The following is a 25575-nucleotide window of genomic DNA, read 5'->3' on the forward strand; positions in this document are numbered from 1 at the left end:
TCGCGGAACGCCCGCGACGTCGGTGCGCAGAACGGTGTCACCGCGTGGTTCAGCCCCGCAGGAACGCGATCGCCGCTTCGCGGAACGCCCGCGACGCCGGTGCGCAGAACGGTGTCACCGCGTGGTCCAGCCCCGCACGAACGCGATCGCCGCTTCGCGGAACGCCCGCGACGTCGGTGCGCAGAACGGTGTCACCGCGTGGTTCAGCCCCGCAGGAACGCGATCGCCGCTTCGCGGAACGCCCGCGACGTCGGTGCGTTGAAGTGGTTCCGCCCCGGGATCTCGAAGAACGACGCGTCCGGCGCCGCCTGGGCCAGGCGCACGGCGCTGTCCTTGATGCCGTCCTCGCTGCCCGCAGCCATCAGCACCGGCTGCGACGGCGCGTTCTCCGGCGTCGGCTCGATGCTGTTCCGCATCCCCTCGACCATCGCGACGAGGGCCGCCAGGTCGTTCCCCTCGACGGCGCCGGCCATCGTCAGGTACCCGTTCGTCACGCGGTCCTCGATCGGGGTGCCGTCCGCCAGGTACGCCTTCGCCTGGTCGACCCGCACCCGACGCATCGGGTCCGCGTCCGGGATCCCGCCGAACACCGCACGGCTGATCCGGTCCGGCAGCCGCTCGGCGGTGTGCCAGCCGACGCGGGCGCCGAGCGAGTAGCCGAGGAACGTGACGTCGTCGAGCAGGTACGTGTCGATGACGGTCGTGACGTCGGCGACGAGCAGGTCCATCGAGTACGCGTCCGGGTCGCGCGGCTTCGCGCTCGCACCGTGGCCGCGCTGGTCGATCGCGACGACCCGGTGGCCGGCGCGCACGAGGTCGCGCGTCCAGCCGGAGGCGTGCCAGTTCAGCAACGCCCCGGAGGCGAACCCGTGCACGGCGACGACGGCCGGTGCGTCCGGGTCGCCGAAGTCGTAGGTGGCGACCTTGAGCCCGTCCGGGGACATCACGGCACGGGGTCGGGGCGCTTCGGGGACGAGTGACATGTCGCCTCCAGGGTACCGGGGCACTGTGGTCGCCATGGACGGCTACGGCGGTGACCAGATCCGAGCGGCGGAGCGGCCGCACCTCGACGCGGGCGAGCCCCTGATGCAGCGTGCGGCGGACGGACTCGCGCGGATCGTCGGCGACCTGCTCGACGACCCGGCCGTGCGGCCGGGTGACGGACCGGGGTCCGTGCTCCTGTTGGTGGGCAGCGGGGACAACGGTGGTGACGCCCTGTTCGCGGGTGCGCGGCTGGCGACGGCCGGGAGGCACGTGGCGGTCCTGCGCGTCGGCTCACGTGTCCACGAGGCCGGCTTGGCAGCGGCGCTGGCGGGTGGGGCGCGCCTCCTGGACGGCACGACCGGCGCTGCGGGCCCTTCCGACGCCTCCGGTCCGGCGGCCGCCGCGGGCCCTGCCGGCGTCTCCGCTCCTGCGGCGGTCGCGACCGCTGCCGCGCTCGAGGCCGACCTCGTGCTCGACGGGATCCTCGGGATCGGGGTCCGCGGGCCGGCGGCCCTCCGCTCCCCCGCCCGCGAGGTCGTCGACGCGATCCGGGAGCTCGCCCGCGACCAGCGGGCACCGTTCGTCGTCGCCGTGGACGTGCCGAGCGGGATCGACGTCGACACCGGTGGCATCGCCGACGAGCACGTGCTGCACGCCGACGTCACCGTGACCTTCGGCGGCGTGAAGGCCGGGTTGCTCCGGGGACCGGCCGCGACGCTCGCCGGACGGATCGAGCTCGTCGACATCGGGATCGGCGAGGACCTCGCTGCGACGGAGCCGCTGGTCCGCACCTGATCGTCGGCTCGCGCGGCGCGCTGCCAGACCGCTCGCGCGGCGTGCTGCCCGTCCGCTCGCGCTGCGTGCTGCTCAGTACCCGCCGGCGTCGACCCCGTGTTCGACGTCGGGACGGGCCTCGAGCCAGGTGTCCACGAAGTGCCGGTAGTTCGCGGCGATGCGCTGCTCAGCGGCCTCGGTGTCGAGGCCGCGCTGCACGACGTCGTCGAGTGCCGACTCCCAGTTGCTCCGGCCGATCGCGAACCCGACGAACCCGTCCACCGGCGCCGCCGTGCGCAGCCAGTGGTCGAGCTGCTCGTCCGGGGCGTCGCGGCCGAGCACGATGCACTGCACCGAGTCGCGGCCACCGCGCCGTGCGGTCGCGACGACGCGCTCTGCGTCCGACCCCTGGTCGAGTCCCTCGAGCTTCCAGACGTCGGCTTCGACCCCGCGGTCCTGCAGGTACTCGAGGACCTGCACCACGAGGTCCGGGCGGAGGTCGCGGTCGTAGTCATCGACCGACGCCTGCTGCTCGTCGGTACCGGGCACGAGCAGCTCGACGAGGAACGGGCGACCGGCCTCGTGCAGCACGGCGGCGACCTCGGCGAGCCGCGCGGCCTGGTCGGCGCGACGGTCGGCGTCGAAGGCGGGGTTGTCCCGGACCAGGACCTTCACCCAGTCCGGGTCGAACGCGTCGACGTGGGCCGTCCAGTCGTCGCCGTACTCGAGCTCGAACCAGTCACGGCCGGACCGCTCGATCGGCATCGCGAGCTGGAGCCCGGCCTCCTTGACGAGCCGCGCGACGTCGGCGCCGTAGCGCTCGTCGACGAGGACGCCGGTGCGTTCCCGCGAGGCACCGGCGGCGAGGGCCCCGAGGAGTCCGCGGTAGACGAGCTGCTTGCCGGCGCGGACGCGTTCGGCGTCGGCTTCGTCGGCCGGGTCGCCGGTGTCGGAGCCGTAGGTGTGCTTCAGCAGCGACGACCGCTGGTCCATCGCGAGCAGGAAGAGGAGGTGGGATTCGTCGAGGACGGGCATGTCCCCATCGTGCTCCGCGCCCCCTCCGTGCCGTCCTAGTGGGCGCGGTACAGGACCGGTTCGGGCAGACCGTTCGCGGCCCGGATCCCGCGCGAGATGCCCTCGATCGCGATCAGGGCGTCCACGACGAGCTCCGGGGTCACCGGGAACGGCATGTTGTGGATGGTCTCGCCCTCCACGGTCGCAGCCTCGGCGACGGCTCGGAGCTCCGCGGTGTCGTCGACGCTCAGTCCGATCTCGGTGAGGGTGTTCGGCAGGCCGACCTTCGTGGTGAAGACGACGAAGTCCTCGATCTCCTCGGCCGGTGCGCCCTCCATGACGAGCTGCGCGATCGTACCGATGTTCACCTTCTGCCCGTGCGCCAGTCCGTGCGCCTGGGGTGCGGCGGTCAGCCCGTTGTGGATGGCGTGCGCGGCTGCGAGCCCGCCGGACTCGAAGCCGAGTCCGGAGAGCAGCGTGTTCGCCTCGACGACCTTCTCGAGCGCGGGCGTGACGACCCCGGCCTTGACGGCTTCGATGGCCTGCAGGGCGTTCTCGTGCAGGAGCTTCCACGACAGCTCGGCGAGCGCGACGCCGGTCTCCGTCTGGAGCCCGCCGGCCATCGTGTCGGCGTTCGCACGCTTGGCGGCGCGCGCCTCGACCCAGGTCGCGAGGGCGTCGCCGATCCCGGCGATCAGGAACTGGACGGGTGCGCCCGCGACCAGCTTCGTGTCGATGAGCACGAGGTCCGGGTTGTGCGGGAAGAAGCGGTACTCGATGAACTCGCCCTCCTCGGAGTAGATCACCGCGAGCGCCGACGTCGGGGCATCCGTCGACGCCGCCGTCGGGACGCTGGCCCACCGGATCCCGGCGAGGTGGCCGGAGGCCTTGGCCGCGTCGATCGCGGACCCGCCGCCGAGGCCGACGATCACGTCGGAGTCGGTCTCGCGGATCTTCGCGACGAGCTCGTCGACGGCCTCGGGCGTCGCGAACCGACCGAACCCGACTCGCTCGACCGGCAGGTCTGCGCCCTGGAAGCTCTCGGTCACCGCTGCCTCGACGATGCCCCAGACGACGTCGTCCGCGACGATCAGGGGGCGCTTCCCGATGGGGGCGACGAACTCGCCGACGCGGGTGATCGCGTCCTTGCCCTGCACGTAGCGGGCGGGGCTCATGACGGTGCTGATGGGAGTGGCCATGGTGCGGTTCCTTCCGGTTGTACGACAGGTGTCGGGATCACCGACGGCCCAGACGCTACGCGTGGGACATGCGAACCGCACGAGCCGTAGATTCGGGGCATGACGTTCAACGACGACTCGCAGCTCAAGGGCGGCAAGGTCACCCGGCGTGGACGCGGTGCCGCGATCGGCGGCGGCGCGGTCGGGGTCACCGCGATCGTCGTGTTCCTCATCGCGCAGTTCACCGGGGTCGACCTCAGCGGCTTCGTCGGCGGTGGCGACGGCACGACGCAGATCCAGCAGCAGGGCGAGACGGTCGACGTCGCACCGGAGTGCCGCACGGGCCGCGACGCCAACCTGAAGGTCGAGTGCCGGATGGAGGGCGCGGCCGAGTCGCTCGACGGCTACTGGACGTCCGAGTCCCGGCAGCTCGGCATCTCGTACACGTCACCGGAGTTCGTGCTGTTCGACGGCTCGACGAGCACCTCGTGCGGCCAGGCGTCCGCGGCGACCGGGCCGTTCTACTGCCCGCCGGACCGCGCGATCTACCTGGACACCGCGTTCTACGACGACCTGCAGTCGAAGTACGGCTCGTCCGGCGGTCCGCTCGCGCAGATGTACGTCGTCGCGCACGAGTGGGGTCACCACATCCAGCAGCTGCAGGGGTCCTTCGCGAACACGGACCGCTCCGGCACCGGGGCCTCGTCGGGCAGCGTCCGCGTGGAGCTGCAGGCCGACTGCTACGCCGGCGCGTGGGTCGGTGACGCCGCGAACACGAAGGACGCGAACGGGCAGACCTTCTTCGAACCGATCACCCGGTCCGAGATCGCCGATGCCCTGTCCGCCGCGAGTGCCGTGGGCGACGACAGCATCCAGGAGCGCTCGAGCGGCCGCGTCGACCCGGACTCGTTCACGCACGGGTCGAGCGAGCAGCGTCAGAAGTGGTTCGTCCGCGGCTACCAGCAGGGCGCGACGAGCTGCGACACGTTCAGCATCCCGGGCTCGTCGCTGTAACGGGAGTCAGCTCTTCGTCGGCTTCGGGCTCGTGGAACCGGTCGGCGTCGCCGAGGGGGTCGGCGTCGCCGAGGGAGTCGGCGTCGGAGTGGCGTCGGTCGCGCCCGCCGCCGTGACCACGAAGGTGCGGAAGTCGTCGTTCGTGATCGGTGACGTGAGCTCGTACTGCTGGCCGTTCACGAGCACCAGGGGCGTGCCCGGGAACGTGGTGAGCGACGACCCGGGGATGTCCCCACCGGAGACGGCACTGGTCCGCTCGTCGACCCACTTGCTGTAGTCCTGGTCGGCGATGCACTTCGTCACCGCGCGACGGTTCTCGAGCCCGTCGACCCCGGTGACGACCTTCGTGAGCTGGGCGTCGGTGAGTCCGGCGGTGCCTTCCTCGGGCTGGTCGGCGAACAGCGCCGCGTTGACGGCGAAGAACTGGTCAGGCGAGTGCTCGGCGACGCAGGCGGCGGCGTTCGCGGCGCGGAGCGAGTACTTCGTGCCCTGCGAGCGGTTCGACAGGATGGCGACCGGGTGGATGTCGACCGTCGCGGCACCGGAGTCGACGAGGTTCTCGATGTACTCGCCGTTGGCCTTCTCGAACTGGCCGCAGATCGGGCACAGGTAGTCGACGTACAGGGTGATCCGGACGGTGCCGGCGCCCTCGGTCGCGGATGCACTGGGCGTCGCGGCGGCGCTGACGGGCTTCAGCCCCTGGCCGATGGTGATGCCGCCCTGCGACATCGTGGACGGGCCGGGGCCGGCGGGCTTGACGGAGTCGACGAGGACGAGCGTGACGATCGTCGCCGCGGCGAGCAGTACGACGCCGAGTCCGATCTGCAGTCCGAGACGGGTGCCGCGCTGGCGACGCTTCTGCTGGGTACGGGCACGCTGCGCTCGCTGTCGGGCGGCTTCACGGCGTTCGTTCCGCGCGGCGCGGGCATCACCCTCGGGGCGGTTGGTCATCGGTGCGTCGTCCTCCTGATCGGCGTCCGCACGGCCTACCCCCGCTCGGCGGACGGACCCGGCGATTGTAGTGGGCCGCTCTGGGAACCACCCAACCACGCTCTGGGAACCGCCCGGCCAGGTGGGAAGCACTGGCGCCGACGGGCGAAGTCGTGTTGTATGAACCTCGATGGTCGACGACGACCATCCGGGGCCCTCGCGGGCTGACCGCTTCACTCGGATCGTCCGGCACGTACCTGCCGGTGAAGAAAGGACCGAACGCTCATGGCGTCCGTCACCTATGACAAGGCAACCCGTCTCTACCCCGGAGGCAACCGTCCCGCGGTCGACTCCCTCGACCTGGACGTCGCCGACGGCGAGTTCCTCGTCCTCGTCGGCCCCTCGGGCTGCGGCAAGTCCACCTCCCTCCGCATGCTGGCAGGCCTCGAAGAGGTCAACTCCGGTCAGATCCGCATCGGCGACCGCGACGTCACGGACGTCCCGCCGAAGGACCGCGACATCGCGATGGTGTTCCAGAACTACGCGCTGTACCCGCACATGACCGTCGCCGAGAACATGGGCTTCGCGCTCAAGATCGCCGGTGTCGGCAAGGAAGAGCGCGCCACCCGCGTGCAGGAAGCCGCCAAGCTCCTCGACCTCGAGCAGTACCTCGGCCGCAAGCCGAAGGCCCTCTCCGGTGGTCAGCGTCAGCGCGTCGCGATGGGCCGTGCGATCGTCCGTCAGCCGCAGGTGTTCCTCATGGACGAGCCGCTGTCGAACCTCGACGCCAAGCTCCGCGTCCAGACCCGCACCCAGATCGCATCGCTGCAGCGTCGTCTCGGTGTCACCACGGTCTACGTCACGCACGACCAGACCGAGGCCCTCACCATGGGTGACCGCATCGCGGTGCTCAAGGACGGCATCCTCCAGCAGGTCGGCACCCCGCGCGACCTGTACGAGAAGCCGAACAACGTGTTCGTCGCCGGCTTCATCGGCTCGCCGGCCATGAACCTCCTGCCGGCCGACGTGGTCGAGGGCGGCATCAAGTTCGGCACGCTCAACCACCCGATCGACCGCGACACGCTCTCGAACGCGCGTTCCGGCAACATCACGGTGGGCATCCGCCCCGAGGACGTCGTCGTGGCGCAGTCGGGCGAGGGCCTGCCGGTCACGGTCGATGTGGTCGAAGAACTCGGCGCCGACGGCTACCTCTACGGTCACGCCGACGTCAGCGGCACGCGCGTCGACATCGTCGCCCGTGTCGACGGCCGTGCGCACCCCTCGATCGGTGACACCATCGTGGTGACGCCGAAGCAGGGCCACGTGCACGCGTTCGACACCGAGTCTGGCGAGCGCCTGGACGACAAGGCAGTCGTCGCCCGCGCGTAAGCAGCGCACTCCCTGGGAGCCCGCGCCCGCCTCACAAGGGCGGGTCGCGGGCTCTCGGCTTGTCCCCGACTCCAGAGGAACCACCGTGCCCGACTCGTTGTCCATCACCGCCGCCACCGTCGACCCGGGGCTGCTCGACCTGCCGTGGGACGTCCCCCTCGCGGACTGGCCGGACGAGACCATCGTCGCCCTGCCCAAGGGCATCTCCCGGCACCTCGTCCGATTCGTGCACCTGAGCGGCTACGTCGCCGCCGTGAAGGAGACCGGTGAAGAGGTGGCGCGCTCCGAGTACGACATGCTCCGGACGCTGCAGCGCATGGACGTGCCGTGCGTGGACCCCGTCGCCGTCATCACCAACCGTGCGGACGCCGACGGCGCACCCCTGCACCCGGTGCTCGTCACCCGGCACCTGCGGTTCTCCCTGCCGTACCGCGCCCTGTACTCCCAGACCCTCCGACCGGAGACCGCGACCCGCCTCGTCGACGCCCTCGCGCTCCTGCTGGTCCGGCTGCACATCATCGGCTTCTACTGGGGTGACGTCTCGCTGTCGAACACGCTGTTCCGGCGCGACGCGGGCTCCTTCGCCGCCTACCTGGTGGACGCCGAGACGGGCAAGCTCTACCCCGGCGGCCTCTCGAACGGCCAGCGCGAGAACGACCTCGAGGTGGCGCGGGTGAACATCGCCGGCGAGCTCCTCGACCTCGAAGCCGGTGGACGGCTCGACGAGAACGCCGACCCCGTGGACGTCTCGAACCGCATCGTGGCGCAGTACCGGACGCTCTGGAAGGAGCTCACCGGCACCGAGCAGTTCGACGTCAAGGAACGCTGGCGCATCAACGACCGCGTCGAACGGCTCAACGAGCTCGGCTTCGACATCGAGGAGCTCTCGATCCACACGACCGAGGGCGGCTCGCAGGTGCGGATCCAGCCGAAGGTCGTTGACGCGGGGCACCACCAGCGTCGACTGCTGCGGCTCACCGGGCTCGACGCCGGCGAGAACCAGGCCCGTCGTCTGCTGAACGACCTCGACTCCTACCGGGCACGGAACGGCCGTGACGAGCTCGACGAGGAGATGGTGGCGCACGAGTGGGTCTCGCGGGTCTTCGAGCCCGTCGTCCGGTCGATCCCCCGCGACCTGCGTGGGCGACTCGAGCCCGCCGAGGTGTTCCACGAGCTGCTCGAGCACCGCTGGTTCATGTCCCAGCAAGAGGAGCGTTCCGTCTCCCTGCCCGAGGCCACGACGGCGTACATCAACGACGTGCTGCGGCACCGCCGCGACGAGCGCCTGCTCATCAACCCGCCGACCTCGTCCATGACGCTGCCGATCCCGGTGGTCGACGCAGCCGACGAGTCCGACGAGTCCGACGACGTCGACGACTGGCGCGCCACCGTCTGACACCCCCGCCCGCGCGCCGCCCACCGGTCACGACACCCCGCCAGGTGCACGTCGGCCGGTCACAGACCGTCGCCTGCGGCGTCGCGCAGCGACGGCTCGTGACCACACGGCAGGCACCAGCCAACGTGTCCTGACCGTTCGGGGGTCGAGAACGCGACCGCCTGGAGGCCCGGCCCGTGTCCCGAAGACCGGCGCCGGCCCTCCAGACCATCACGCCCGCACCGCCGATGGTGACGTTGGACGTCGAGCGGTCACGACACCCCGCCAGGTGCACGTCAGCCGGTCACGGACCGTCGCCTGCGGCGTCGCGCAGCGACGACTCGTGACCACACGGCGGGCACCAGCCGACGTGTCCTGACCGTTCGGGGGTCGAGAACGCGACCGCCTGGAGGCCCGGCCCGTGTCCCGGAGACCGGCGCCGGCCCTCCAGACCGTCACGCCCGCACCGCCGATGGTGACGTTGGACGTCGAGCGGTCACGACACCCCGCCAGGCGGACGTCGGCCGGTCACAGACCGTCACATGCGGCGGCGCGCAGCGACGACTCGTGACCACACGGCGGGCACCAGCCGACGTGTCCTGACCCTCCGGCCCCACCCCATCCAGCACCGTGAGCAGAAATGGTCGCCTCCCACAGCGGGGAGGCGACCATTCGTGCTCACGAAGTGAGCGAACGCGGGCTACGCGGTGCGACGGCGCCGCGCGACCTCCCACAGGGTGACGCTCGCGGCGATGCCGGCGTTGAGCGACTCGGTCGCGCTCGAGATCGGGATCGACACGATCGCGTCGCACGTCTCGGTGACCAGGCGCGAGAGGCCCTTGCCCTCGGAACCGACGACGATCACGATCGGGCGGTCGGCGAGCTCGAGGCCGTCGAGCTCGATGTCGCCGTCACCGTCGAGGCCGAGGACGAACAGGCCCATCGACTTGAGCGACTTCAGCGTCTGGGTCAGGTTCGGGGCCATCGCGACGGGCGTGCGGGCCGCGGCACCGGCCGACGTCTTCCACGCCGACGCCGTCACGCCGACCGAACGACGCTGCGGCACGACCACGCCGTGCCCACCGAACGCCGCGGTCGAGCGGATGATCGCACCGAGGTTGCGGGGGTCCGTGATGCCGTCGAGCGCGACGAGCAGCGGGACCTGGTCGCGGGAGAACGCCTGCTCGACGATGTCCTCGGCGACCGCGTACTGGTACGCCGGCACCTTGAGCGCGACGCCCTGGTGCACGCTGTCGTGACCGGTGATGCGGTCCAGCTCGGGGCGCATCAGCTCGATGATCGGCACACCGCGGTGGTTCGCGAGCGTGAGGATCTCCTTCACGCGGTCGTCGACCTCGATGCGGGACGCGATGTAGAGCGTCGTCGACGGGGTCTTCGTGCGGAGCGCCTCGAGCACGGAGTTGCGCCCGGTCACGAGCTCGGAGTCGTCGGTCTTGCGCGCCGGCGGGCGACCACCGGTGCGGTTCTGCGTCGAGCTGGACGCACCGTGACGGCCCTTCGCCGCCTCGAAGCGGTCCTTCGCGGCCTTGCGCTTACCGGCGGGGTGGTACGGCCGGTCCTCGGCCTTCGGGGTCGGCTTGCGGCCCTCGAGCGCCTGTGCGCCCTGGCCGCCGGAGCCGACCTGCTTGTTGCCCTTGCGGCCGGAACGGACGGCGCCGGGCCGACCCTTCTTGTTTCCCGAGACGTTCTTCATGCGTAGCTCCTGTTCGGCACTGCCGTTGTCAGGCGATGCTCCAGCGTGTTCCGGACGGCGTGTCCTCGATCGTGATGCCCGCGGCGGCGAGGTCGTCGCGCACACGGTCGGCCGCAGCGAAGTCGCGTGCTGCCCTGGCGTCCGCGCGCTCCTGCACGAGGCGTTCGACGAGAGCGGCGAGCGGGCCTGCCGAGGTGTCCTGGCCACCGCCCGTCCAGTGGGCGGCTCGCGGGTCGACACCGAGGACCTCGACCATCGCAGCCACCTGATGGTACGCGGTCCCGAGCGATTCCGCATCGTCGGCGTCGAGTGCGGCGTTGCCGGCCCGGACGGTCTCGTGCAGGACGGCGAGCGCCTGCGGCACCGAGAGGTCGTCGTCCATGGCCGCGGCGAAGGCGTCGGGGACGGTCGGGGCGTCGGCGAGGTGAACCCCTTCGAGGCGCTGTTCGGCCCGTTCGAGGAAGCCCGCGATGCGGTCGTACGCTGCCTCGGCCTCGGCCAGGGAGCCCTCGTGGTGGTCGATCGACGAGCGGTAGTGCGCCGCACCGAGGAAGTAGCGGACCACGGCGGGACGGGCGGCACCGAGGAAGTCGGCGGCGAAGATCGAGTTGCCGAGCGACTTCGACATCTTTTGGCCCTCGACCGTCACGAGCCCGTTGTGCAGCCAGTAGGACGCGAACGGGTCACCCGCGGCGGTCGACTGGGCGAGCTCGTTCTCGTGGTGGGGGAAGCGCAGGTCGAGTCCGCCGCCGTGGATGTCGAACGCGGCACCGAGGTACCGGCGGGACATCGCCGAGCACTCGATGTGCCACCCCGGGCGCCCGGCACCCCACGGGGAGTCCCAGTTCGCGGTCGCGGGCTCACCGGGCTTCGCACCCTTCCAGAGCGCGAAGTCGCGGGCGTCGCGCTTGCCGCGGGGATCGGCGTCGGCGGCCTCGACCATGTCCTCGCGGCGCTGTCGGGTGAGGACGCCGTAGTCCGCCCAGCTGCCGGTGTCGAAGTACACGTCACCCGAGCCGTCGTCGGCGGCGTAGGCGTGCCCGCGGTCGATGAGCCGCTGGATGATCTCGTGCATCTGGGGCACGCTCGCGGTCGCACGGGGCTCGTACGTCGGGGGCAGGATCCCCAGGGCGTTGTACGCGGCGGTGAACTCGAGCTCGACGCGGTAGGCACGGGCGAACCACGGCTCGTCGGTGCCGGCGGCCAGGTCGAGCACCTTGTCGTCGATGTCCGTGACGTTCCGCACCAGGGTCACGCGGAACCCCCGGTAGGTCAGCCACCGTCGCCAGATGTCGTAGACCAGGGCCGAGCGGAGGTGCCCGATGTGCGGCGACGACTGCACCGTCGGACCGCAGACGTAGACGCTGACGTGTCCGTCGACCAACGGGACGAGGTCGACGACGGCTGCGGCGCGGGAGTCGTAGAGGCGAACGGTCACGATCCCAAGCCTAGGACGTCAGGCCGGTCGGGTGACGGCCGTGGCGATCGCGGCGAGCCCCTCGCCCCGGCCGGTGAACCCGAGGCCGTCGGTCGTCGTGCCGGACACCGCGACGGGGGCACCGACGACGGCGGACAGGGCGTCCTGCATCTCGGCGCGACGGGCCCCGATGCGCGGTCGGTTCCCGATCACCTGCACGGTGACCGACTGCGGTACGAGGCCGGCGTCGGCGAGCAGCCCGACGGCACCGCGGATGAAGACGTCACCGGACGCACCGGCGTAGGCGGGGTCCGACGTGCCGAAGGTCCCGCCGATGTCGCCGAGCCCGCCCGCGGAGAGCAGGGCGTCGCAGACCGCGTGGGCCACCGCGTCGCCGTCGCTGTGGCCGGAGAGCCCCGGTTCGCCGGGGAAGTCGAGCAGACCGACGCGGCACGGCGACTCGACGTCGAACGCGTGCACGTCGACCCCGAGTCCGAGCCGGACGGCCGGGACAGCGGTGTCCACAAGAACGGCAGACCGCGCCCGCACGATGGACTCGGCCCGACCGAGGTCCCACGGCGTGGTGATCTTGAAGGCGTCGGCGTCGCCCGGCACGAACCGCACCGTGCCGCCCGCGGACTGGAACACGCCCGCGTCGTCGGTCTCGGACTGCGCCGACACCGCGTACGCCCGCCGGAGCGCGTCGAGCGGGAAGCCCTGCGGCGTCTGCACCCCGACGAGTGCAGCCCGGTCGACGGTCTCGACGACCACGTCGCCGGACACCCGCTTGACCGTGTCGGTGACGGGGAGCGCGGGGACGACGCCGTCCCCAGCACCGGCCGCGACAGAAGACTCGACCGCGTCGAACACCCGGGAGAACTGCGCAGCGGGCGTGAGGCACCGCGCCGCATCGTGCACCAGCACCGTGGTGACGGAGTCCGGCAGCACGGCCAAGCCGGCCTGGACCGAGCCATGGCGATCCGCGCCTCCCGGCACGACCGCCGTGTACGCGACCGCAGCGCCCGCGACCGAGGCGACCACCTGACGGCAGTCCTCGAGCAGGGCCGACGGAGCGACCACGACGACCAGCATCGGAGCCGACGACGTGAACAGCGGCTCGAGCGCCCGCGCGAGCATGAGCTGCCCAGCGACGGGCACGAACGCCTTCGCGGTACCGATGCCCAGCCGGGTGCCGGACCCCGCTGCAACGACGACGACCGCCCGGTCCACCCCTTCGGGGAACCGTGCGGTCGTCGTTGCGTTCAGTGCTGCTGCGCTCAGTGGTTCGTCACGCTCAGGACGCCAGGACTTCGTCGAGGACGGTCGATGCCTTGTCCTCGTCGGTCTTCTCGGCCAGGGCCAGCTCGGAGATCAGGATCTGCCGGGCCTTGGCCAGCATCCGCTTCTCACCCGCGGACAGGCCGCGGTCCTGGTCCCGACGCCAGAGGTCGCGGACGACCTCGGACACCTTGATGACGTCCCCGGAAGCGAGCTTCTCGAGGTTCGCCTTGTACCGGCGCGACCAGTTGGTGGGTTCCTCGGTGAACGGCGCCCGGAGGACCTCGAACACCTTGTCGAGCCCTTCCTTGCCGATCACGTCGCGGACGCCGACCAGGTCGACGTTGTCCGCCGGGACCTCGATCGTCAGGTCACCCTGCGTGACCCGCAGTTTCAGGTAGACCTTTTCCTCGCCCTTGATGACGCGCGTCTTGACTTCAGAGATGGTTGCCGCCCCGTGGTGGGGGTAGACGACGGTCTCGCCGACCTCGAATTGCATGTATCAGGCTCCGTTCCCAGACTTCCAGTTTACCACAAGGGGTGTTCGGGTAAGGGGACCCTCAGCACTGGCACTTCCCGGCGATCGCTAGGATGGTGCGGGACCGTCCGGTCCTCATCGACTTACGGAGGAATCTCTTGCGAGCTCGGGTACTCGTGTCCGTCGCCGTTGCGGCAACCATCGCGCTGGGCGCCACCGGGTGCGAGTTCATGTCGCCCGCGCACACCGTCGACATCAAGCAGATCACCGACGGCGTGAACGTCTCGACCGGCAAGGTCGACGTCCGGAACGCGCTCCTGATCTCGGACGACGGCGAGGGCGCGCGGTTCATCGGCACGCTGGTGAACAACTCCGACACCGACGGCATCACCGTGTCGGTCGAGATCGGTGGCGACACCGAGACCGTGCTGGTGCCGGCGAACTCGCACGTCGACCTGGCGAACGACTCGCAGCACGACACCCTCGACTTCGACAGCGCGGACGCGAAGCCCGGTTCGCTCGTCAAGGTCTACTTCTCCTACCCCGACGCCGAGGGCGTCTCGGCGAGCGTGCCGGTCCTGACCTCGGCACAAGAGGAGTACGCCACCCTCGCGCCGACCTCGACCCCTGAGCCGTCCAGCCAGATCACGCTGCCGGTCGAGACGCCGAGCGCCACGCCGACCGAAGGCCAGTAGCCGCACCGCGCACGCGCGAGCGCGTCAGACGCGCCAGACGCGCCAGACGCGCCAACGCCACTGCTGCAGACAGGAGGCCCGGTGCGAGTCCCACGGACTCGCACCGGGCCTCCTGTCCGTCCGTCTCAGGCCTCGATGCGGTACCCGAGCCCGCGGACCGTCACCAGGACCTCGGGCGCCGACGGCACCCGCTCGATCTTCGACCGGATCCGCTTGATGTGGACGTCGAGGGTCTTCGTGTCGCCGAAGTAGTCGGAGCCCCACACCCGGTCGATGAGCTGACCACGGGTGAGCACCCGGCCGGCATTGCGGAGGAGCAGTTCCAGGAGCTCGAACTCCTTGAGCGGCATCGCCGTCTCGGACCCGTCCACCGACACCGTGTGGCGCTCGACGTCCATGCGGATGCCGCCGACCTGCAGGATCCCGCTCTCCGCCGGGTCATCCTCGGTCCGGCGGCGGAGCACCGCGCGGATGCGAGCCAGGAGTTCGCGGGTCGAGTACGGCTTCGTGACGTAGTCGTCGGCGCCGAGTTCGAGCCCGACGACGATGTCCACCTCGGAGTCCTTCGCCGTCAGCATGATGATCGGGGCGTTCGACCGCGTGCGGATCTGACGGCAGACCTCGGTGCCGCTCAGCCCCGGCAGCATGAGGTCGAGGAGCACCAGGTCCGGGTTCTCCGCGTCGAACTTCGACAGCGCGGTCACGCCGTCGGCTGCGACGGAGGTCTCGTACCCCTCACGCTGCAGCAGGAACTCCAGGGGTCCACTCAGGGCCGGCTCGTCGTCGACGATGAGGATCTTGGTCACGATGGCTGCTCTTCCAGTTGCTCTTCGAGTGCTGTGGTCAGTTCTGGGTCCGCTTCGGGGATGCGGATGGTGAAGGTCGAGCCCTTGCCGGGCTGCGACCAGACACGCACGTCGCCGCCGTGGTTGCCGACGACGTGCTTGACGATGGCGAGCCCGAGGCCGGTGCCCCCGGTGGCCCGCGACCGTGCGGGATCGACACGGTAGAACCGTTCGAAGACGCGGTCGAGATCCGCTTCGGGGATGCCGACGCCCTGGTCGGTCACCGCGATCTCGACGAAGCCCTTGGTGGACCGGACGCCGACGCCGACGCGGGTGCCGTCCGGTGAGTACTTGATCGCGTTCGCGATGAGGTTCGACACCGCGACCTGCAGCAGGCCGGGGTCGCCCATCACGCGCAGCTTCGACTTCTTCGCCCGCACGATCTCGATGTCGCGGGCACGGGCGACGACCGCGTTGGCGTCCACCGATGCCTGCACGATCTTGTCGACGCTCGTCTCCTCGCTGTTCTCGAGGGCATCGACGGACTGCAGGCGGGACAGCTCGATGATGTCCTTCGTCAGCGCCCCGAGCCGCTCGGACTCGGTGATGAGCTGCGCCGCGAACTTCTTCACGTGGACGGGGTCGTCGGCGGCGAGCACGAGGGTCTCGGAAAGCAGGCCGATGGCGCCGATCGGGGTCTTCAGCTCGTGCGAGATGTTGGCGACGAAGTCCCGGCGGACCTCGTCGATGCGGCGGCTCTCGGTCAGGTCGTCGGCGGTGAGCAGCACGTACCGGTTGCCGAGCTGCGCCGCCCGGAAGCTGAGGTAGCCGATGAGCTCACCGTGCCGGCCGCGCGGGAGCTCGAGGTCCTCCGACGCCATCTCCCCGCTCCGCCGCACCCGGTCGACCACGTCGAGCAACTCCTGGTGCACGAGCCGGCGACGCACGACGAGCCCGACCGTGAGGGCCTGGGGTGACGCCGCGACGACGGTGTTCGACGGATCGACGACGACCGCCGGGTTGTGCATCGTGGCGATCACCGCGGCGACGCCGTCCGGCAGGGTCCGCTCCGCCACGTCGGCAGCACGTGCCGTGCGCTCAGCGGTGATGATCAGCACCACGACCCCCGCGCCGAAGACCCCGCCGAGGAGCATCGACAGTGGCACCAGCCACGCGTTGTCCATGCCGCCAGTGTAGGGATGGTCACACGGGGTTCCGGTACCGTTCACCCGCCCTGCCAGGCCGGAACGCGAAGCGTTCAGCCCCACGTCACCGTTCGTTCACCTGGGCTGACGACACTCGACCGGTACGCAGAGAGAGGTACTCCCCCATGCGCGAAGTCTTCCAGCAGGAACTCCAGGACGTCCAGGAGCGACTGACCGAGATCGCAGGACTCGTCGAGTCCGCCATCACCCGAGCCACCCAGGCCTTCGGCGACTCCGACGTCGCCCTCGCCGACGAGGTCATCGCCGACGACCAGAAGATCGACGAGGCCGCCAACAGCCTCGACGAGATCGCCATCGACATCCTGGCGCGCCAGGCTCCGGTGGCCCGCGACCTGCGCGTCGTCGTCACCGCCCTCCGTGTGAGCTCCTCGCTCGAGCGGATGGGCGACATGGCCGAGCACATCGCGCAGCTCGCCCGGCAGCGCTTCCCCGAGAAGGTCGTGCCGAAGGGGCTCCGCGGCACCTTCAAGCAGATGGGTGCGCACGACGTCGCCATGGCGCAGAAGCTCACGCGCCTGCTCGCGACGGAGGACATCGCCCTGTCCGCCGAGATCCGCGACGAGGACGACGCCGTCGACGAGCTGCACGCCAGCGTGTTCGACTTCGTCCTCGGCGAGACCTGGAAGGGCAACCCGATCGACACCGTGGACGCCACCTTGGCCTCCCGCTACCACGAGCGCTTCGCCGACCACGCCGTGTCGATCGCGAAGAAGGTCGAGTACCTGGCGACGGGAGACTGGACCGGCGCCTCCACCGCGAGCGCCTCGGTCTGACCCGCGCCTCGCAGTCTGCGAGGATCGACGCATGGCCCAGGTCGCGATCATCGTCAACGGCATGCCCGGTTCCGGCAAGAGCACGATCGGCACGGCGCTGGCCGAGGTCCTCGGCTGCCCGTTCCTGTCGAAGGACCGCATCAAGGAGCCCCTCGCCGACATCGTCGGGCCGATGATCGCGTCGCGTCCGCTCGGTGGCATCGCGATGGACACGATGTGGTCCATGGCGCGGGCCGTCGAGAACGGGGTCGTCCTCGACGCCGTCTGGCTGCCGTCTCGTGACCGGGACCGCCTGGAGGCCGGGCTCGCGTCCGCCGGGTCGCCTCGCGCCGTCGAGGTGTGGTGCGACACGGACCGCGCCACCGCCGACGACCGGCTGCGCGACCGGTACGACCCGGGCACCGTTCCGGTGCGCCACGAGGTGCACGGGGACCTGGCCGGCGTGCAGGCGTTCTGGGACGAACACGTCGACGATGCCCGGCCCGTCGGGCTCCCCGGCGTCCCGGTGATCCGCGTGGACACGACGAAGGAGTACGACGTCGGTGCCCTCGTGCAGGAGATCGCGTCGCACTTCGTCTGACCAGCCGCGGCCCGAGGAGCCGACCGCTCTGCCGAGGCGACGCGTCGTCGGTGCGGTGATCCGTTCCTCCCGGCAGAGCGACAGGAGTCGGCGGAACGTTCGCGGCAGACTGTCGCTCTCGCGGCCCCACCAGGCCGGACGACGAACGCCCCGCCCGGAGACCGGACGGGGCGTTCGTGTGTGCGGTCTTACTTCTTCGCGCCCTGGGCGGCCACGGCGGCGGCGCCGGCAGCGGCGGCCTCCGGGTCCAGGTAGTACGCGGGCTTCGTCGGGGTGAAGTCGTCGTCGAGCTCGTAGACGAGCGGGATGCCCGTCGGGATGTTCAGCCCGGCGATGTCGTCGTCGGAGATGCCGTCGAGGTGCTTCACGAGCGCGCGCAGCGAGTTGCCGTGGGCGGTGACCAGCACGGTCTTGCCGGCGGCGAGGTCCTTCGTGATGTCCGACTCCCAGTAGGGAAGCAGGCGCTCGATGACGAGCTTGAGCGACTCGGTGCGGGGCAGCTGGTCGCCGAGCTCGGCGTAGCGGCGGTCGCCGAACTGCGACCACTCGGCGTCGTCGGCGATGGGGGGCGGCGGGACGTCGAACGAACGGCGCCACTCCATGAACTGCTGCTCGCCGTACTCGGCCAGGGTCTGGGCCTTGTCCTTGCCCTGCAGGTCGCCGTAGTGGCGCTCGTTGAGACGCCAGTCGCGCTTCACCGGCAGCCACGCCAGGTCGGCCTGGAGCAGCGCGATGTCGGCCGTCTGGATCGCACGGGTCAGGAGCGAGGTGTACAGGACGTCGGGGACGATGCCCGACTCGGCGATGAGGTCGCCGGCGCGCTTCGCCTCCTTCTCGCCCAGCTCGCTGAGCCGGACGTCGACCCAACCGGTGAACAGGTTCTTCTGGTTCCAGTCACTGTTTCCGTGACGGAGCAGGACGAGCGTGGAGGTCATGCTGCGAGTCTACCGAGCGCCACGACCCCCGTACCCTTGACGCATGCCCATCGGGAACGTGACGCGCGGGACGACCGGGTACAACCGGCTCCGCCGCGTCGACCGGTGGATCGCGTCCCTCCCGGCGCTCCGGAAGGCCGACGACCCGCTCGTCGCCGACGTCGGGTACGGGGCGTCGCCGACCACGACGCTCGAGCTGCGGGACCGCCTGGCCCTGGTGCGTCCGGACGTCGAGGTCACCGGGATCGAGATCGAGCCCTCCCGGGTGGCGCTCGCGAACGCCAGCACCCGCGACGGCGTGACGTTCCGCCTCGGCGGCTTCGAGACCCCCACGCCCGGACAGCGCCGACCCGCCGTGATCCGGGCCTTCAACGTGCTGCGGCAGTACGACGAGTCGGCGGTCGTCGACTCGTGGCGGATCATGCAGGACCGGCTGCAACCCGGCGGTACGCTCGTCGAGGGCACGTGCAACGAGGTGGGTCGGGTGGCCTCGTGGGTGACGCTCGACGACGTCGCGCCGCAGACGTTCACGGTGTCGCTGCGGCTCGCCGGACTCGACGTGCCGAGCATCGTCGCGGAACGGCTGCCGAAGGCGCTCATCCACCGGAACGTGCCCGGGGAGCGGGTGCACGCGTTCCTGCGCGACCTCGACCTGTCGTGGGCGGTCGCGGCACCGCTCGGGACGTACGGCCCCAGGCAGCGGTGGATCGCGACGGTGCGGGGCATGCGGGACCGCGGGTGGCCGGTACTGCACGGGCCGGCGCGGTGGCGGCTCGGCGAGCTGTCCGTGCCGTGGGCCGCGGTCGAGCCTGTCTGACGGCGCGGCGGCGGCGCGACTGCGCCTGCCTGACGGCGCTGCGGCGGCGCGGCGGCGCGTTCGCGACGATCCACGAGTCGATCACCGCGTGCACTGTCGGAAGATGCACACGCACACGATGCGTGCGCATCACCCGACGGAACACCAGTCGATCGACTCGTGGACTGTCGGAACCTGCGCACGCATCAGGCAACCGGCGACAGGCATCAGGCAACCGGCGACCGGTGACCGCAGCGGTTCTGCGAACGGACGCTAGGAGCGCTTGACGGCCCCGAGGCGGGGCAGGCGCGGGACGTTCGCCGTGGCGCCGGCCTCCGGCGGGACGATGACCTCTTGCGCGGCGGTCACCACCACGTCGTCGGCGACCAGCGTCAGGGTCGCGGCGGGGTCGAGGGAGCGCTTGACCACGGCGAGCCCGATCGGCCCGAGCTCGTGGTGGATCGCCGAGGCCGACAGCCGACCGACCTGCTTGTCGTCGAGCAGCACGGGCGTCCCCGGTGCCGGCAGCACGCCGTCGGACCCGTCGAGGTGCAGCAGCACGGCCCGACGCGGCGGGTGCCCGAGGTTGTGGACCTTCGCGACGGTCTCCTGCCCGCGGTAGCAGCCCTTCGACAAGTGCACGGCGGAACGGAGCCAGTCGAGCTCGTGCGGGATGGTCCGTTCGTCGACGTCGGACAGGGTCGGGCGCCAGGCGGCGATCCGCAGTGCCTCGTACGCGAGCAGCCCCGCGACGGGTTCACCCGATGAGGCGATGGCCTGTGCGGTGCCGGGCGTGACCACGGCGATCCGCAGGGTCCAGTCGGAGCCGGGATGGGCCTCCAGGCTGGCGTAGCCCCACCCACCGGGCGTGACGGCACCCCACGGGTCGACCCACTCGGCGACCGGCGCTTCCGGCAGTTCCACGGACGCGAACGGGGCGGCGTCGCCGAACCAACCGATGGTCGCGAAGTCGTCTGAGCGGTCCGCGACCTCGACCCGGAGCATGAAGCGCATCGAGTCGAGCCAGCCGGCGAGCGGTGCCGCGTCGCCGCGCTCGGTGAGGAGCCAGACGACCGAACCGTCGTCGACGACCCGTGCCGCGTGCTCGACGCGACCGGCCTGGTCGAGCACGAGCGTCTCGGTGCTGACGCCGGCCGGCAACCCGGTGAGCTGCTGCGAGGTGATCGAGTTGAGCCACGAGAGGCGGTCGGGGCCGGTGACCGTGACGACGCCGAGGCCGAGTTCGACGACGGCGCGACCGCGGGCGAGCAGGCGCTGCTCACCCAACGGGTTGCCGAAGTGCGCGGCGACGCCGCCGGTGGCACCGTCGTCCGACGGGGTCGCCGCGACGAACCCGTCGTGCGCCGCGAACGCCGACGTCATCAGTCGACCTTCGCGAGTTGCCCCGAGGCGTGCGAGGTGAGTTCGCGGCCGAGCGCGGCGATGTCCCACGCCCAGAAGAGCTTGCCTTCGACCAGCCCGTACAGACGGGTCGCGGCGGAGTAGTCCTTCGCGTTCGGCGAGCGCAGCACGGCGTCCGTCGCGAGGTCGATCCGGCCCTTGAGGACCCGGCCGACGTAGAGCTCGTTGACCCCGGTCGGGTGGATGATCGCCGCTTCGACGTCGAACCCGTCGGACGCGTTCCGCAGGGCTTCGACGCTCTCGACGGAACTGAACGGGGTCGGCCCGTCGCCCATCAGCATCGCGGGACCGCGGTCACCCGGTTCGGTCGGACGATCGATCCGCCAGTAGCCCATCTCGGCGGCGAGCGGGGTGTGGTCGTCGTCGAGGAGCCACGTGGTGGAGGAGTAGTTGAGGTACGGCAGGCCGTCGTGGCTGAAGCTCACGCGCTGGCCGAACTCGTACTTGCGGACGTCCTCGTCGTCACCGACGGGGTACTCCACGACGCCGGTGCCCTCCCAGACGCCGACGAGCCACGACAGCGGGACGAGTTCGGGCGCGAGGCCCTCGGGGAGCTCGATCAACGCTGACCCTTGAACAGCTTGACGACGACGGTCACCGAGACGAAGGCGATCGCGAGCGACGCCAGGCCCAGCAGGCCCACGTAGAACAGCTCGAGCGCAAGCAGCGAATCCATGGTGTGGAGTCTACGCGGCTCGGCTCAACGCGCCAGGAGCACCACGGCGGTGACGAGCACGACGACGAACGCACCGGACGACGCGATGCTGATCCGTTCGACCAGGCCGTCCTTCGTCGCGGTGATGAGCTGCAGCACGAAGCTGACCATCACGCAGGCGACGAAGACGAGCAGCAGCCAGGCGTAGGCGTCGCGGTCGGCGAGCACGAGGACGAGCACGGCCCCGACGATCGCCAGCACCCAGACCGGCAGGACGGACGTCAGCCGGAGGCGACGCTGGTCGGTGGGCTGCACGGGCTCGGTCACGCGTTCCATCATGTCAGGGAGGCGACGCTTGCGGGTTCCCGCGCAAACCGTCCGGCCGGATGAGCGCTTGTCCAGCATCACTAGGATGTCTCCACGACGTCATCCACCTCCGGAGGTCCTGTGGCACAGCTCCTGGTACTCACCTCGACCGCGCCCGGGGACGTCCTGCCCAGCCTCGGTCTCCTGAGCCACCGGATCCGTCACGTGCCGGCCGAGGCAGCACAGCTGGTCAACGCTCCGCAGAGCGACCTGATGTTCGTGGACGCCCGCACGGACCTGGTCAGCGCGAAGGCGTTGTGCAAGATCCTCGCCTCGTCGGGGTCGACGACGCCGATCGTGCTCGTGGTCACCGAGGGTGGCCTCACGGCGGTCAACAGCGAGTGGAACATCGACGACGTGGTGCTCGAGAGCGCCGGTCCCGCCGAGATCGACGCCCGCATCCGACTGTCGGCCGGCCGCGCGGCGAAGGGCCAGTCGAGCTCGAAGATCCAGGCGTCGGGTGTCGTCATCGACGAGGCCAGCTACTCGGCGAAGGTCCGTGGCCGGCCGCTCGACCTGACGTTCAAGGAGTTCGAGCTCCTCCGCTTCTTCGCCACCCACCCCTCTCGTGTGTTCACCCGCGAGCAGCTCCTCAGCGAGGTCTGGGGCTACGACTACTTCGGTGGCACCCGCACGGTCGACGTCCACGTCCGTCGTCTCCGCGCGAAGCTCGGCGACCTCGAGTCCCTGATCGGCACCGTCCGGAACGTCGGGTACCGCTTCAACGTCTACGACGACGAGGCCGAGCGCCTGATGGGTCAGTAGTGCCGGACCTCGACCGGTTCGTCACGCCCGGAGATCCCCCACCGTTCTCCGACCAGACGCTGGTCGACGTCCGCGCGGGGCGCGCGACCGTCCTCGACGTCGACGACGGGGTCGCCGTGGTGCGCGACGGTGAGCTCGAACTCGTGGTCAGCCTGGAGGCCCGTGGCCGCGGCGTCGGGACCACCCTCGTCACGCAGGCGCTCGCGCTGGGCGGCGGGGCCGCTCCGGTGCTCGCCTGGGCACACGGGGACCACCCCGGCGCGCGGGCCCTGGCGGAGCACTTCGGCTGGCGCGCGGTCCGCACCCTGCTGCAGCTCCGCGCACCGATCTCCGATGCCGCACCGGACGTCGACCTGCCCGACGGCTACACCCTGTCCGCGTTCCGTCCGGGCACCGACGACGAGACCGACTGGCTCGCGCTCAACGCCGCGGCGTTCGCGCACCACCCCGAGCAGGGGCGGATGACCCTCGACGACCTCCGTGCTCGCGAGGACGACGCCTGGTTCTCCGGCGACGACCTGCTGCTGCTCCGTGATGCGTCGGGTGCGCTCGCGGGGTCGTGCTGGCTCAAGGTCGAGGACGGCATCGGCGAGTTCTACGCCGTCGCGGTGCGGCCGGACCTGCAGGGACGGCGACTCGGCGGGGTGCTCATGCGCGCGGGGACGGCTCGCCTGTCCGGCCGGGGGCTGACCGCCGCCGCGCTGTACGTCGAGGGCGACAACGAGCCCGCGCTCGCGCTGTACCGGCGGTCCGGGTTCACGCAGCACGCGATCGACGTGCAGTACGCGGCCCCGGAGCACGCAGCGGCACCGACCGGCCGGTAACATCGCGAGGTCGGCGAGGGGCCGGCACTGGGGATCGGGGAGCACGTGGCGCAGGACCGTCAAGGGCAGTACGGCCAGGGGGAGCCGCTCGGCGCGTCGTACCGTCTGGTCGAGCTCCTGGGCACCGGTGCCACGGGCGAGGTCTGGCGGACCGAGCACGGCGCGACCGGTGAGCACTTCGCCGCGAAGCTCCTGCGCGCCGAGCTCGCCGCCGACCCGCAGATCGTCGAGCGGTTCGTCCGTGAGCGGTCGGTGCTCCTGGCCCTGCAGCACCCGTCGATCGTCCGGGTGCGTGACCTGGTGGTCGAGGGCGATCGGCTCGCGATCGTCATGGACCTGGTGCCCGGCGGCTCCGCGCGGGACCTGCTGGTGTCGAACGGTCCGCTCCCCCCGCGGGATGCGCTGACCATCACGGCGGAGACGCTCGACGCCCTCGCCGCAGCGCACGAGCAGGACGTCACCCACCGTGACGTGAAGCCCGACAACGTGCTGCTCCAGACGCCGTGGACACCGGGGACGACGGGCGACGTCCGGGTCACCGACTTCGGCATCGCCTCCGTGGTCGCCGAGCGGGAGCGCACCACCACGGGGCTGCTCGGCACGCCGCAGTACATGGCACCCGAGTCGATCAGCCACGGCCGCTCGGGTCCGGCCGCCGACGTCTACGGCGCCGGCGTGATGCTCTACGAGCTGTTGTCCGGCCGCACGCCCTTCGCTGGCCCCGGCACGGACTTCGCCGTCGCGTACCGGCACGTCACCTCGAACCCGCCGCCGCTCGACGTCCCCGACGCCCTGTGGGCATCGTTGTCCGCGTTGCTCGCGAAGGACCCGAACGCCCGCCCGTCGGCCACGGACGCAGCGGCCACCCTGCGTCGGCTCGCCCGGCCCCTCGCATCGGCCCCGGCGCTGCCGGCCGCCGAGGACCCCGACGCGTTCGACGAGGTCGAGCGTCCCGCCACCGTGGTCCGTGGGATCCGCGCTCCCGGCGGCGTGGTCGGCACGGTCGGCACCGACGACACGGGCGCCGCGGACGACGCTGCAGCAGCTGCCTTCGGGCCGGCCCCGGAGCTCGGCCCGGCTGGTTCACGGACCGTCATCCGACCGATGGCCCGGCAGCCGATGCCCGCGGCTCCCGCACCGGAGTCCGTGCCCGCACGCCGGTTCGCCCGCCCGGAGTGGCTCACGAACCGTGCCCTGCTGTTCGGCGGTCTGGGAATCGTGCTCGTCGCCGCGCTCGTGGTCGGCGGTGTCGTGTGGCTGCCCGGCGCACTCCGGAAGACCCCGGGCACCGGGACCGCGACCGCCCAGGCAGCCAACGCCTACCAGCAGGACCGGCCGCTGCCCACCGGACTCGCGACCACCCGCCGGGCCACCATCGACCCGGCGAAGGACACCGTCGACCTGCGCATCACCTACGCTGCGCAGGCCTCGGCGCTGACCGGCCCCTTCCTCGAGGTCGTGCCGGGTGCCCGCACCGGAGCGTCCTGTCCCGCGGTCACCTGGTCCGGCGAAGGCATCACCGCGAAGCGCAACCAGCCGTCACTGACCGGGGTCGACGCCGACTGTGCCTGGACCCTGTCCGGCATCGAGGTCCCCGCGGGCGGCGACGTCACCGTGCAGGCTTCGGTCCCGCTGTCGTCGGTGACCGACGGAGCCGCACTGCAGACCTGGCTCGACGGCGTCGGCGTGGCCACCACCACCGCCGTGACCGACCAGTCCGTGCGCGGGACGGCGTACCCGGTGCAGCGGCTGCAGGGCATCGAGGTCCGCACGCCCGACCGCACGGTGAGCCAGACGGCGTTGCCCGTCACCCTCGTGCCGGTCTGGCCGAGCGGCTCGGACGAGCTCAACCCGCTCTACCGCAGTCCGGCAACGGGGCGCCCGTCGCAGATGCTCGTCGACGTGGCCGGCGGAGAGTCCGGGGTGCGCTTCGCCGACGGCTGCTCGGGCGCACTGGCCGTGTCGTCCGACGGCCTGGTGGTCACCGCACTGTCCGTTGCCCCCTCGTGCACCGTCCGGGCGACGGTCGGGAACTTCACGAACCTCGAGAGCTCCCCCTTCGGGATCACGACGCGCGACTGAGCGCGCACGGCACGCGACCAGGTGGCGGACTGGAGGCCCGTGGCGGCGCCGCCACGGGCCTCCAGTCCGTCGCACGGCTGCACTGCTGCGCTCCAGCACTGCTGCGGTGCTGCGGTGCTGCGCTGG

General features: G+C 71.2%; 25 protein-coding genes. 11 read left to right on the top strand and 14 right to left on the bottom strand.

What is annotated here, in order from left to right; genetic code table 11:
• Positions 1-203 precede the first annotated feature (203 nt).
• Positions 204-983, bottom strand: a complete 780-nt coding sequence (locus EDF19_RS05990; protein ID WP_123680042.1) for an alpha/beta fold hydrolase — start codon at positions 981-983, stop codon at positions 204-206.
• A gap of 34 nt (positions 984-1017) precedes the next feature.
• On the opposite strand from EDF19_RS05990, the gene EDF19_RS05995 reads away from it, so the two are divergent.
• A complete protein-coding gene (locus EDF19_RS05995) occupies positions 1018-1779 on the top strand; it encodes an NAD(P)H-hydrate epimerase (protein WP_123680625.1) in 762 nt (253 codons plus the stop codon).
• Between the two features lie 72 nt (positions 1780-1851).
• Here the strand turns inward: EDF19_RS05995 and EDF19_RS06000 are convergent, their stop codons facing one another.
• A complete protein-coding gene (locus EDF19_RS06000; RefSeq protein ID WP_123680043.1) occupies positions 1852-2793 on the bottom strand; it encodes a 2-deoxy-5-keto-D-gluconate 6-phosphate aldolase domain-containing protein in 942 nt (313 codons plus the stop codon).
• Between the two features lie 35 nt (positions 2794-2828).
• Complete coding sequence (locus EDF19_RS06005; RefSeq protein ID WP_123680044.1) at positions 2829-3971, bottom strand: glycerol dehydrogenase; 1143 nt, start codon at positions 3969-3971, stop codon at positions 2829-2831.
• A 99-nt stretch (positions 3972-4070) separates the two neighbouring features.
• Here EDF19_RS06005 and EDF19_RS06010 point away from each other — a divergent pair, with 99 nt between their 5' ends.
• Positions 4071-4964: a neutral zinc metallopeptidase gene (locus EDF19_RS06010; RefSeq protein ID WP_123680045.1), complete on the top strand. Its 894-nt coding sequence runs from the start codon at positions 4071-4073 to the stop codon at positions 4962-4964.
• A 6-nt stretch (positions 4965-4970) separates the two neighbouring features.
• Here the strand turns inward: EDF19_RS06010 and EDF19_RS19070 are convergent, their stop codons facing one another.
• A complete protein-coding gene (locus EDF19_RS19070; protein ID WP_185022712.1) occupies positions 4971-5915 on the bottom strand; it encodes a thioredoxin domain-containing protein in 945 nt (314 codons plus the stop codon).
• A 264-nt stretch (positions 5916-6179) separates the two neighbouring features.
• On the opposite strand from EDF19_RS19070, the gene EDF19_RS06020 reads away from it, so the two are divergent.
• The gene (locus EDF19_RS06020) at positions 6180-7283 is read left to right on the top strand and encodes an ABC transporter ATP-binding protein (protein ID WP_123680046.1); all 1104 of its coding nucleotides are present in this window, start codon (positions 6180-6182) and stop codon (positions 7281-7283) included.
• Between the two features lie 85 nt (positions 7284-7368).
• Positions 7369-8679 (top strand): DUF4032 domain-containing protein, encoded by a 1311-nt coding sequence (locus tag EDF19_RS06025; RefSeq protein ID WP_123680047.1) that lies wholly within the window; start codon positions 7369-7371, stop codon positions 8677-8679.
• Positions 8680-9358: 679 nt separating this feature from the next.
• Here the strand turns inward: EDF19_RS06025 and rlmB are convergent.
• The 4 genes from rlmB to EDF19_RS06045 form a co-directional block, all read right to left on the bottom strand.
• Positions 9359-10372: a 23S rRNA (guanosine(2251)-2'-O)-methyltransferase RlmB gene (gene rlmB / locus EDF19_RS06030; RefSeq protein ID WP_123680048.1), complete on the bottom strand. Its 1014-nt coding sequence runs from the start codon at positions 10370-10372 to the stop codon at positions 9359-9361.
• Between the two features lie 28 nt (positions 10373-10400).
• Positions 10401-11810 (bottom strand): cysteine--tRNA ligase, encoded by a 1410-nt coding sequence (gene cysS / locus EDF19_RS06035; RefSeq protein ID WP_123680049.1) that lies wholly within the window; start codon positions 11808-11810, stop codon positions 10401-10403.
• 18 nt (positions 11811-11828) lie between these two features.
• Positions 11829-13019: a 2-C-methyl-D-erythritol 4-phosphate cytidylyltransferase gene (gene ispD / locus EDF19_RS06040; RefSeq protein WP_123680050.1), complete on the bottom strand. Its 1191-nt coding sequence runs from the start codon at positions 13017-13019 to the stop codon at positions 11829-11831.
• 64 nt (positions 13020-13083) lie between these two features.
• Entirely contained in the window at positions 13084-13566 is a 483-nt protein-coding gene (locus EDF19_RS06045; RefSeq protein ID WP_017888066.1) for a CarD family transcriptional regulator, read from the bottom strand.
• A gap of 155 nt (positions 13567-13721) precedes the next feature.
• On the opposite strand from EDF19_RS06045, the gene EDF19_RS06050 reads away from it, so the two are divergent.
• Positions 13722-14240, top strand: coding sequence for a DNA modification methylase (locus tag EDF19_RS06050; protein ID WP_123680051.1), 519 nt, complete (start codon positions 13722-13724; stop codon positions 14238-14240).
• Between the two features lie 125 nt (positions 14241-14365).
• Here the strand turns inward: EDF19_RS06050 and EDF19_RS06055 are convergent, their stop codons facing one another.
• Both EDF19_RS06055 and EDF19_RS06060 read right to left on the bottom strand, forming a co-directional pair.
• Positions 14366-15046, bottom strand: a complete 681-nt coding sequence (locus EDF19_RS06055; RefSeq protein ID WP_123680052.1) for a response regulator transcription factor — start codon at positions 15044-15046, stop codon at positions 14366-14368.
• Positions 15043-16209 carry a cell wall metabolism sensor histidine kinase WalK gene (locus EDF19_RS06060; protein WP_123680053.1) on the bottom strand — a complete coding sequence of 389 codons (1167 nt, stop codon included), beginning with the start codon at positions 16207-16209 and terminating at the stop codon, positions 15043-15045. The genes EDF19_RS06055 and EDF19_RS06060 overlap by 4 nt, the downstream gene beginning before the upstream one ends.
• A gap of 146 nt (positions 16210-16355) precedes the next feature.
• On the opposite strand from EDF19_RS06060, the gene phoU reads away from it, so the two are divergent.
• Positions 16356-17024: a phosphate signaling complex protein PhoU gene (gene phoU / locus EDF19_RS06065; RefSeq protein WP_123680054.1), complete on the top strand. Its 669-nt coding sequence runs from the start codon at positions 16356-16358 to the stop codon at positions 17022-17024.
• A 31-nt stretch (positions 17025-17055) separates the two neighbouring features.
• The gene (locus EDF19_RS06070) at positions 17056-17604 is read left to right on the top strand and encodes an AAA family ATPase (protein WP_123680055.1); all 549 of its coding nucleotides are present in this window, start codon (positions 17056-17058) and stop codon (positions 17602-17604) included.
• A gap of 188 nt (positions 17605-17792) precedes the next feature.
• Here the strand turns inward: EDF19_RS06070 and EDF19_RS06075 are convergent, their stop codons facing one another.
• The gene (locus EDF19_RS06075) at positions 17793-18539 is read right to left on the bottom strand and encodes a phosphoglyceromutase (RefSeq protein ID WP_111032327.1); all 747 of its coding nucleotides are present in this window, start codon (positions 18537-18539) and stop codon (positions 17793-17795) included.
• Positions 18540-18582: 43 nt separating this feature from the next.
• Between EDF19_RS06075 and EDF19_RS06080 the strand changes: the two genes are divergently transcribed.
• The gene (locus EDF19_RS06080) at positions 18583-19356 is read left to right on the top strand and encodes a class I SAM-dependent methyltransferase (protein WP_123680056.1); all 774 of its coding nucleotides are present in this window, start codon (positions 18583-18585) and stop codon (positions 19354-19356) included.
• 252 nt (positions 19357-19608) lie between these two features.
• Here the strand turns inward: EDF19_RS06080 and EDF19_RS06085 are convergent, their stop codons facing one another.
• The 3 genes from EDF19_RS06085 to EDF19_RS06095 form a co-directional block, all read right to left on the bottom strand.
• Positions 19609-20718: a folate-binding protein YgfZ gene (locus tag EDF19_RS06085; protein WP_123680057.1), complete on the bottom strand. Its 1110-nt coding sequence runs from the start codon at positions 20716-20718 to the stop codon at positions 19609-19611.
• On the bottom strand, positions 20718-21320 hold the full coding sequence (locus tag EDF19_RS06090) for an FABP family protein (RefSeq protein ID WP_123680058.1): 603 nt from the start codon (positions 21318-21320) through the stop codon (positions 20718-20720). The genes EDF19_RS06085 and EDF19_RS06090 overlap by 1 nt, the downstream gene beginning before the upstream one ends.
• Positions 21321-21457: 137 nt before the next feature.
• Positions 21458-21739 carry a hypothetical protein gene (locus EDF19_RS06095; RefSeq protein WP_148071042.1) on the bottom strand — a complete coding sequence of 94 codons (282 nt, stop codon included), beginning with the start codon at positions 21737-21739 and terminating at the stop codon, positions 21458-21460.
• A gap of 120 nt (positions 21740-21859) precedes the next feature.
• Between EDF19_RS06095 and EDF19_RS06100 the strand changes: the two genes are divergently transcribed.
• Genes EDF19_RS06100 through EDF19_RS06110 form a run of 3 tightly spaced genes read left to right on the top strand, consistent with a single transcriptional unit; the run spans position 21860 to position 25449 of the window.
• The gene (locus EDF19_RS06100) at positions 21860-22543 is read left to right on the top strand and encodes a response regulator transcription factor (protein WP_123680060.1); all 684 of its coding nucleotides are present in this window, start codon (positions 21860-21862) and stop codon (positions 22541-22543) included.
• Complete coding sequence (mshD, locus tag EDF19_RS06105; RefSeq protein ID WP_123680061.1) at positions 22543-23367, top strand: mycothiol synthase; 825 nt, start codon at positions 22543-22545, stop codon at positions 23365-23367. Before EDF19_RS06100 ends, mshD begins: the two co-directional genes overlap by 1 nt.
• Positions 23368-23412: 45 nt before the next feature.
• On the top strand, positions 23413-25449 hold the full coding sequence (locus EDF19_RS06110) for a serine/threonine-protein kinase (RefSeq protein ID WP_123680062.1): 2037 nt from the start codon (positions 23413-23415) through the stop codon (positions 25447-25449).
• The last annotated feature ends 126 nt before the right edge of the window (positions 25450-25575 follow it).

Origin of the sequence: Curtobacterium sp. PhB115 (genome assembly GCF_003752025.1) — a bacterium.
Taxonomy (GTDB): Bacteria; Actinomycetota; Actinomycetes; order Actinomycetales; family Microbacteriaceae; genus Curtobacterium.

Bases quoted from the DNA above. Each gene is read 5' to 3' on its own strand.
- EDF19_RS06070 (WP_123680055.1), top strand. From the start codon at position 17,056: ATGGCCCAGGTCGCGATCATCGTCAACGGCATGCCCGGTTCCGGCAAG.
- EDF19_RS06010 (WP_123680045.1), top strand. From the start codon at position 4,071: ATGACGTTCAACGACGACTCGCAGCTCAAGGGCGGCAAGGTCACCCGG.
- EDF19_RS05995 (WP_123680625.1), top strand. From the start codon at position 1,018: ATGGACGGCTACGGCGGTGACCAGATCCGAGCGGCGGAGCGGCCGCAC.
- phoU (WP_123680054.1), top strand. From the start codon at position 16,356: ATGCGCGAAGTCTTCCAGCAGGAACTCCAGGACGTCCAGGAGCGACTG.
- EDF19_RS06000 (WP_123680043.1), bottom strand. From the start codon at position 2,793: ATGCCCGTCCTCGACGAATCCCACCTCCTCTTCCTGCTCGCGATGGAC.
- EDF19_RS06045 (WP_017888066.1), bottom strand. From the start codon at position 13,566: ATGCAATTCGAGGTCGGCGAGACCGTCGTCTACCCCCACCACGGGGCG.
- EDF19_RS06085 (WP_123680057.1), bottom strand. From the start codon at position 20,718: ATGACGTCGGCGTTCGCGGCGCACGACGGGTTCGTCGCGGCGACCCCG.
- rlmB (WP_123680048.1), bottom strand. From the start codon at position 10,372: ATGAAGAACGTCTCGGGAAACAAGAAGGGTCGGCCCGGCGCCGTCCGT.
- EDF19_RS19070 (WP_185022712.1), bottom strand. From the start codon at position 5,915: ATGACCAACCGCCCCGAGGGTGATGCCCGCGCCGCGCGGAACGAACGC.
- EDF19_RS06060 (WP_123680053.1), bottom strand. From the start codon at position 16,209: ATGGACAACGCGTGGCTGGTGCCACTGTCGATGCTCCTCGGCGGGGTC.
- EDF19_RS05990 (WP_123680042.1), bottom strand. From the start codon at position 983: ATGTCACTCGTCCCCGAAGCGCCCCGACCCCGTGCCGTGATGTCCCCG.
- EDF19_RS06075 (WP_111032327.1), bottom strand. From the start codon at position 18,539: ATGACCTCCACGCTCGTCCTGCTCCGTCACGGAAACAGTGACTGGAAC.
- EDF19_RS06080 (WP_123680056.1), top strand. From the start codon at position 18,583: ATGCCCATCGGGAACGTGACGCGCGGGACGACCGGGTACAACCGGCTC.
- EDF19_RS06005 (WP_123680044.1), bottom strand. From the start codon at position 3,971: ATGGCCACTCCCATCAGCACCGTCATGAGCCCCGCCCGCTACGTGCAG.
- EDF19_RS06020 (WP_123680046.1), top strand. From the start codon at position 6,180: ATGGCGTCCGTCACCTATGACAAGGCAACCCGTCTCTACCCCGGAGGC.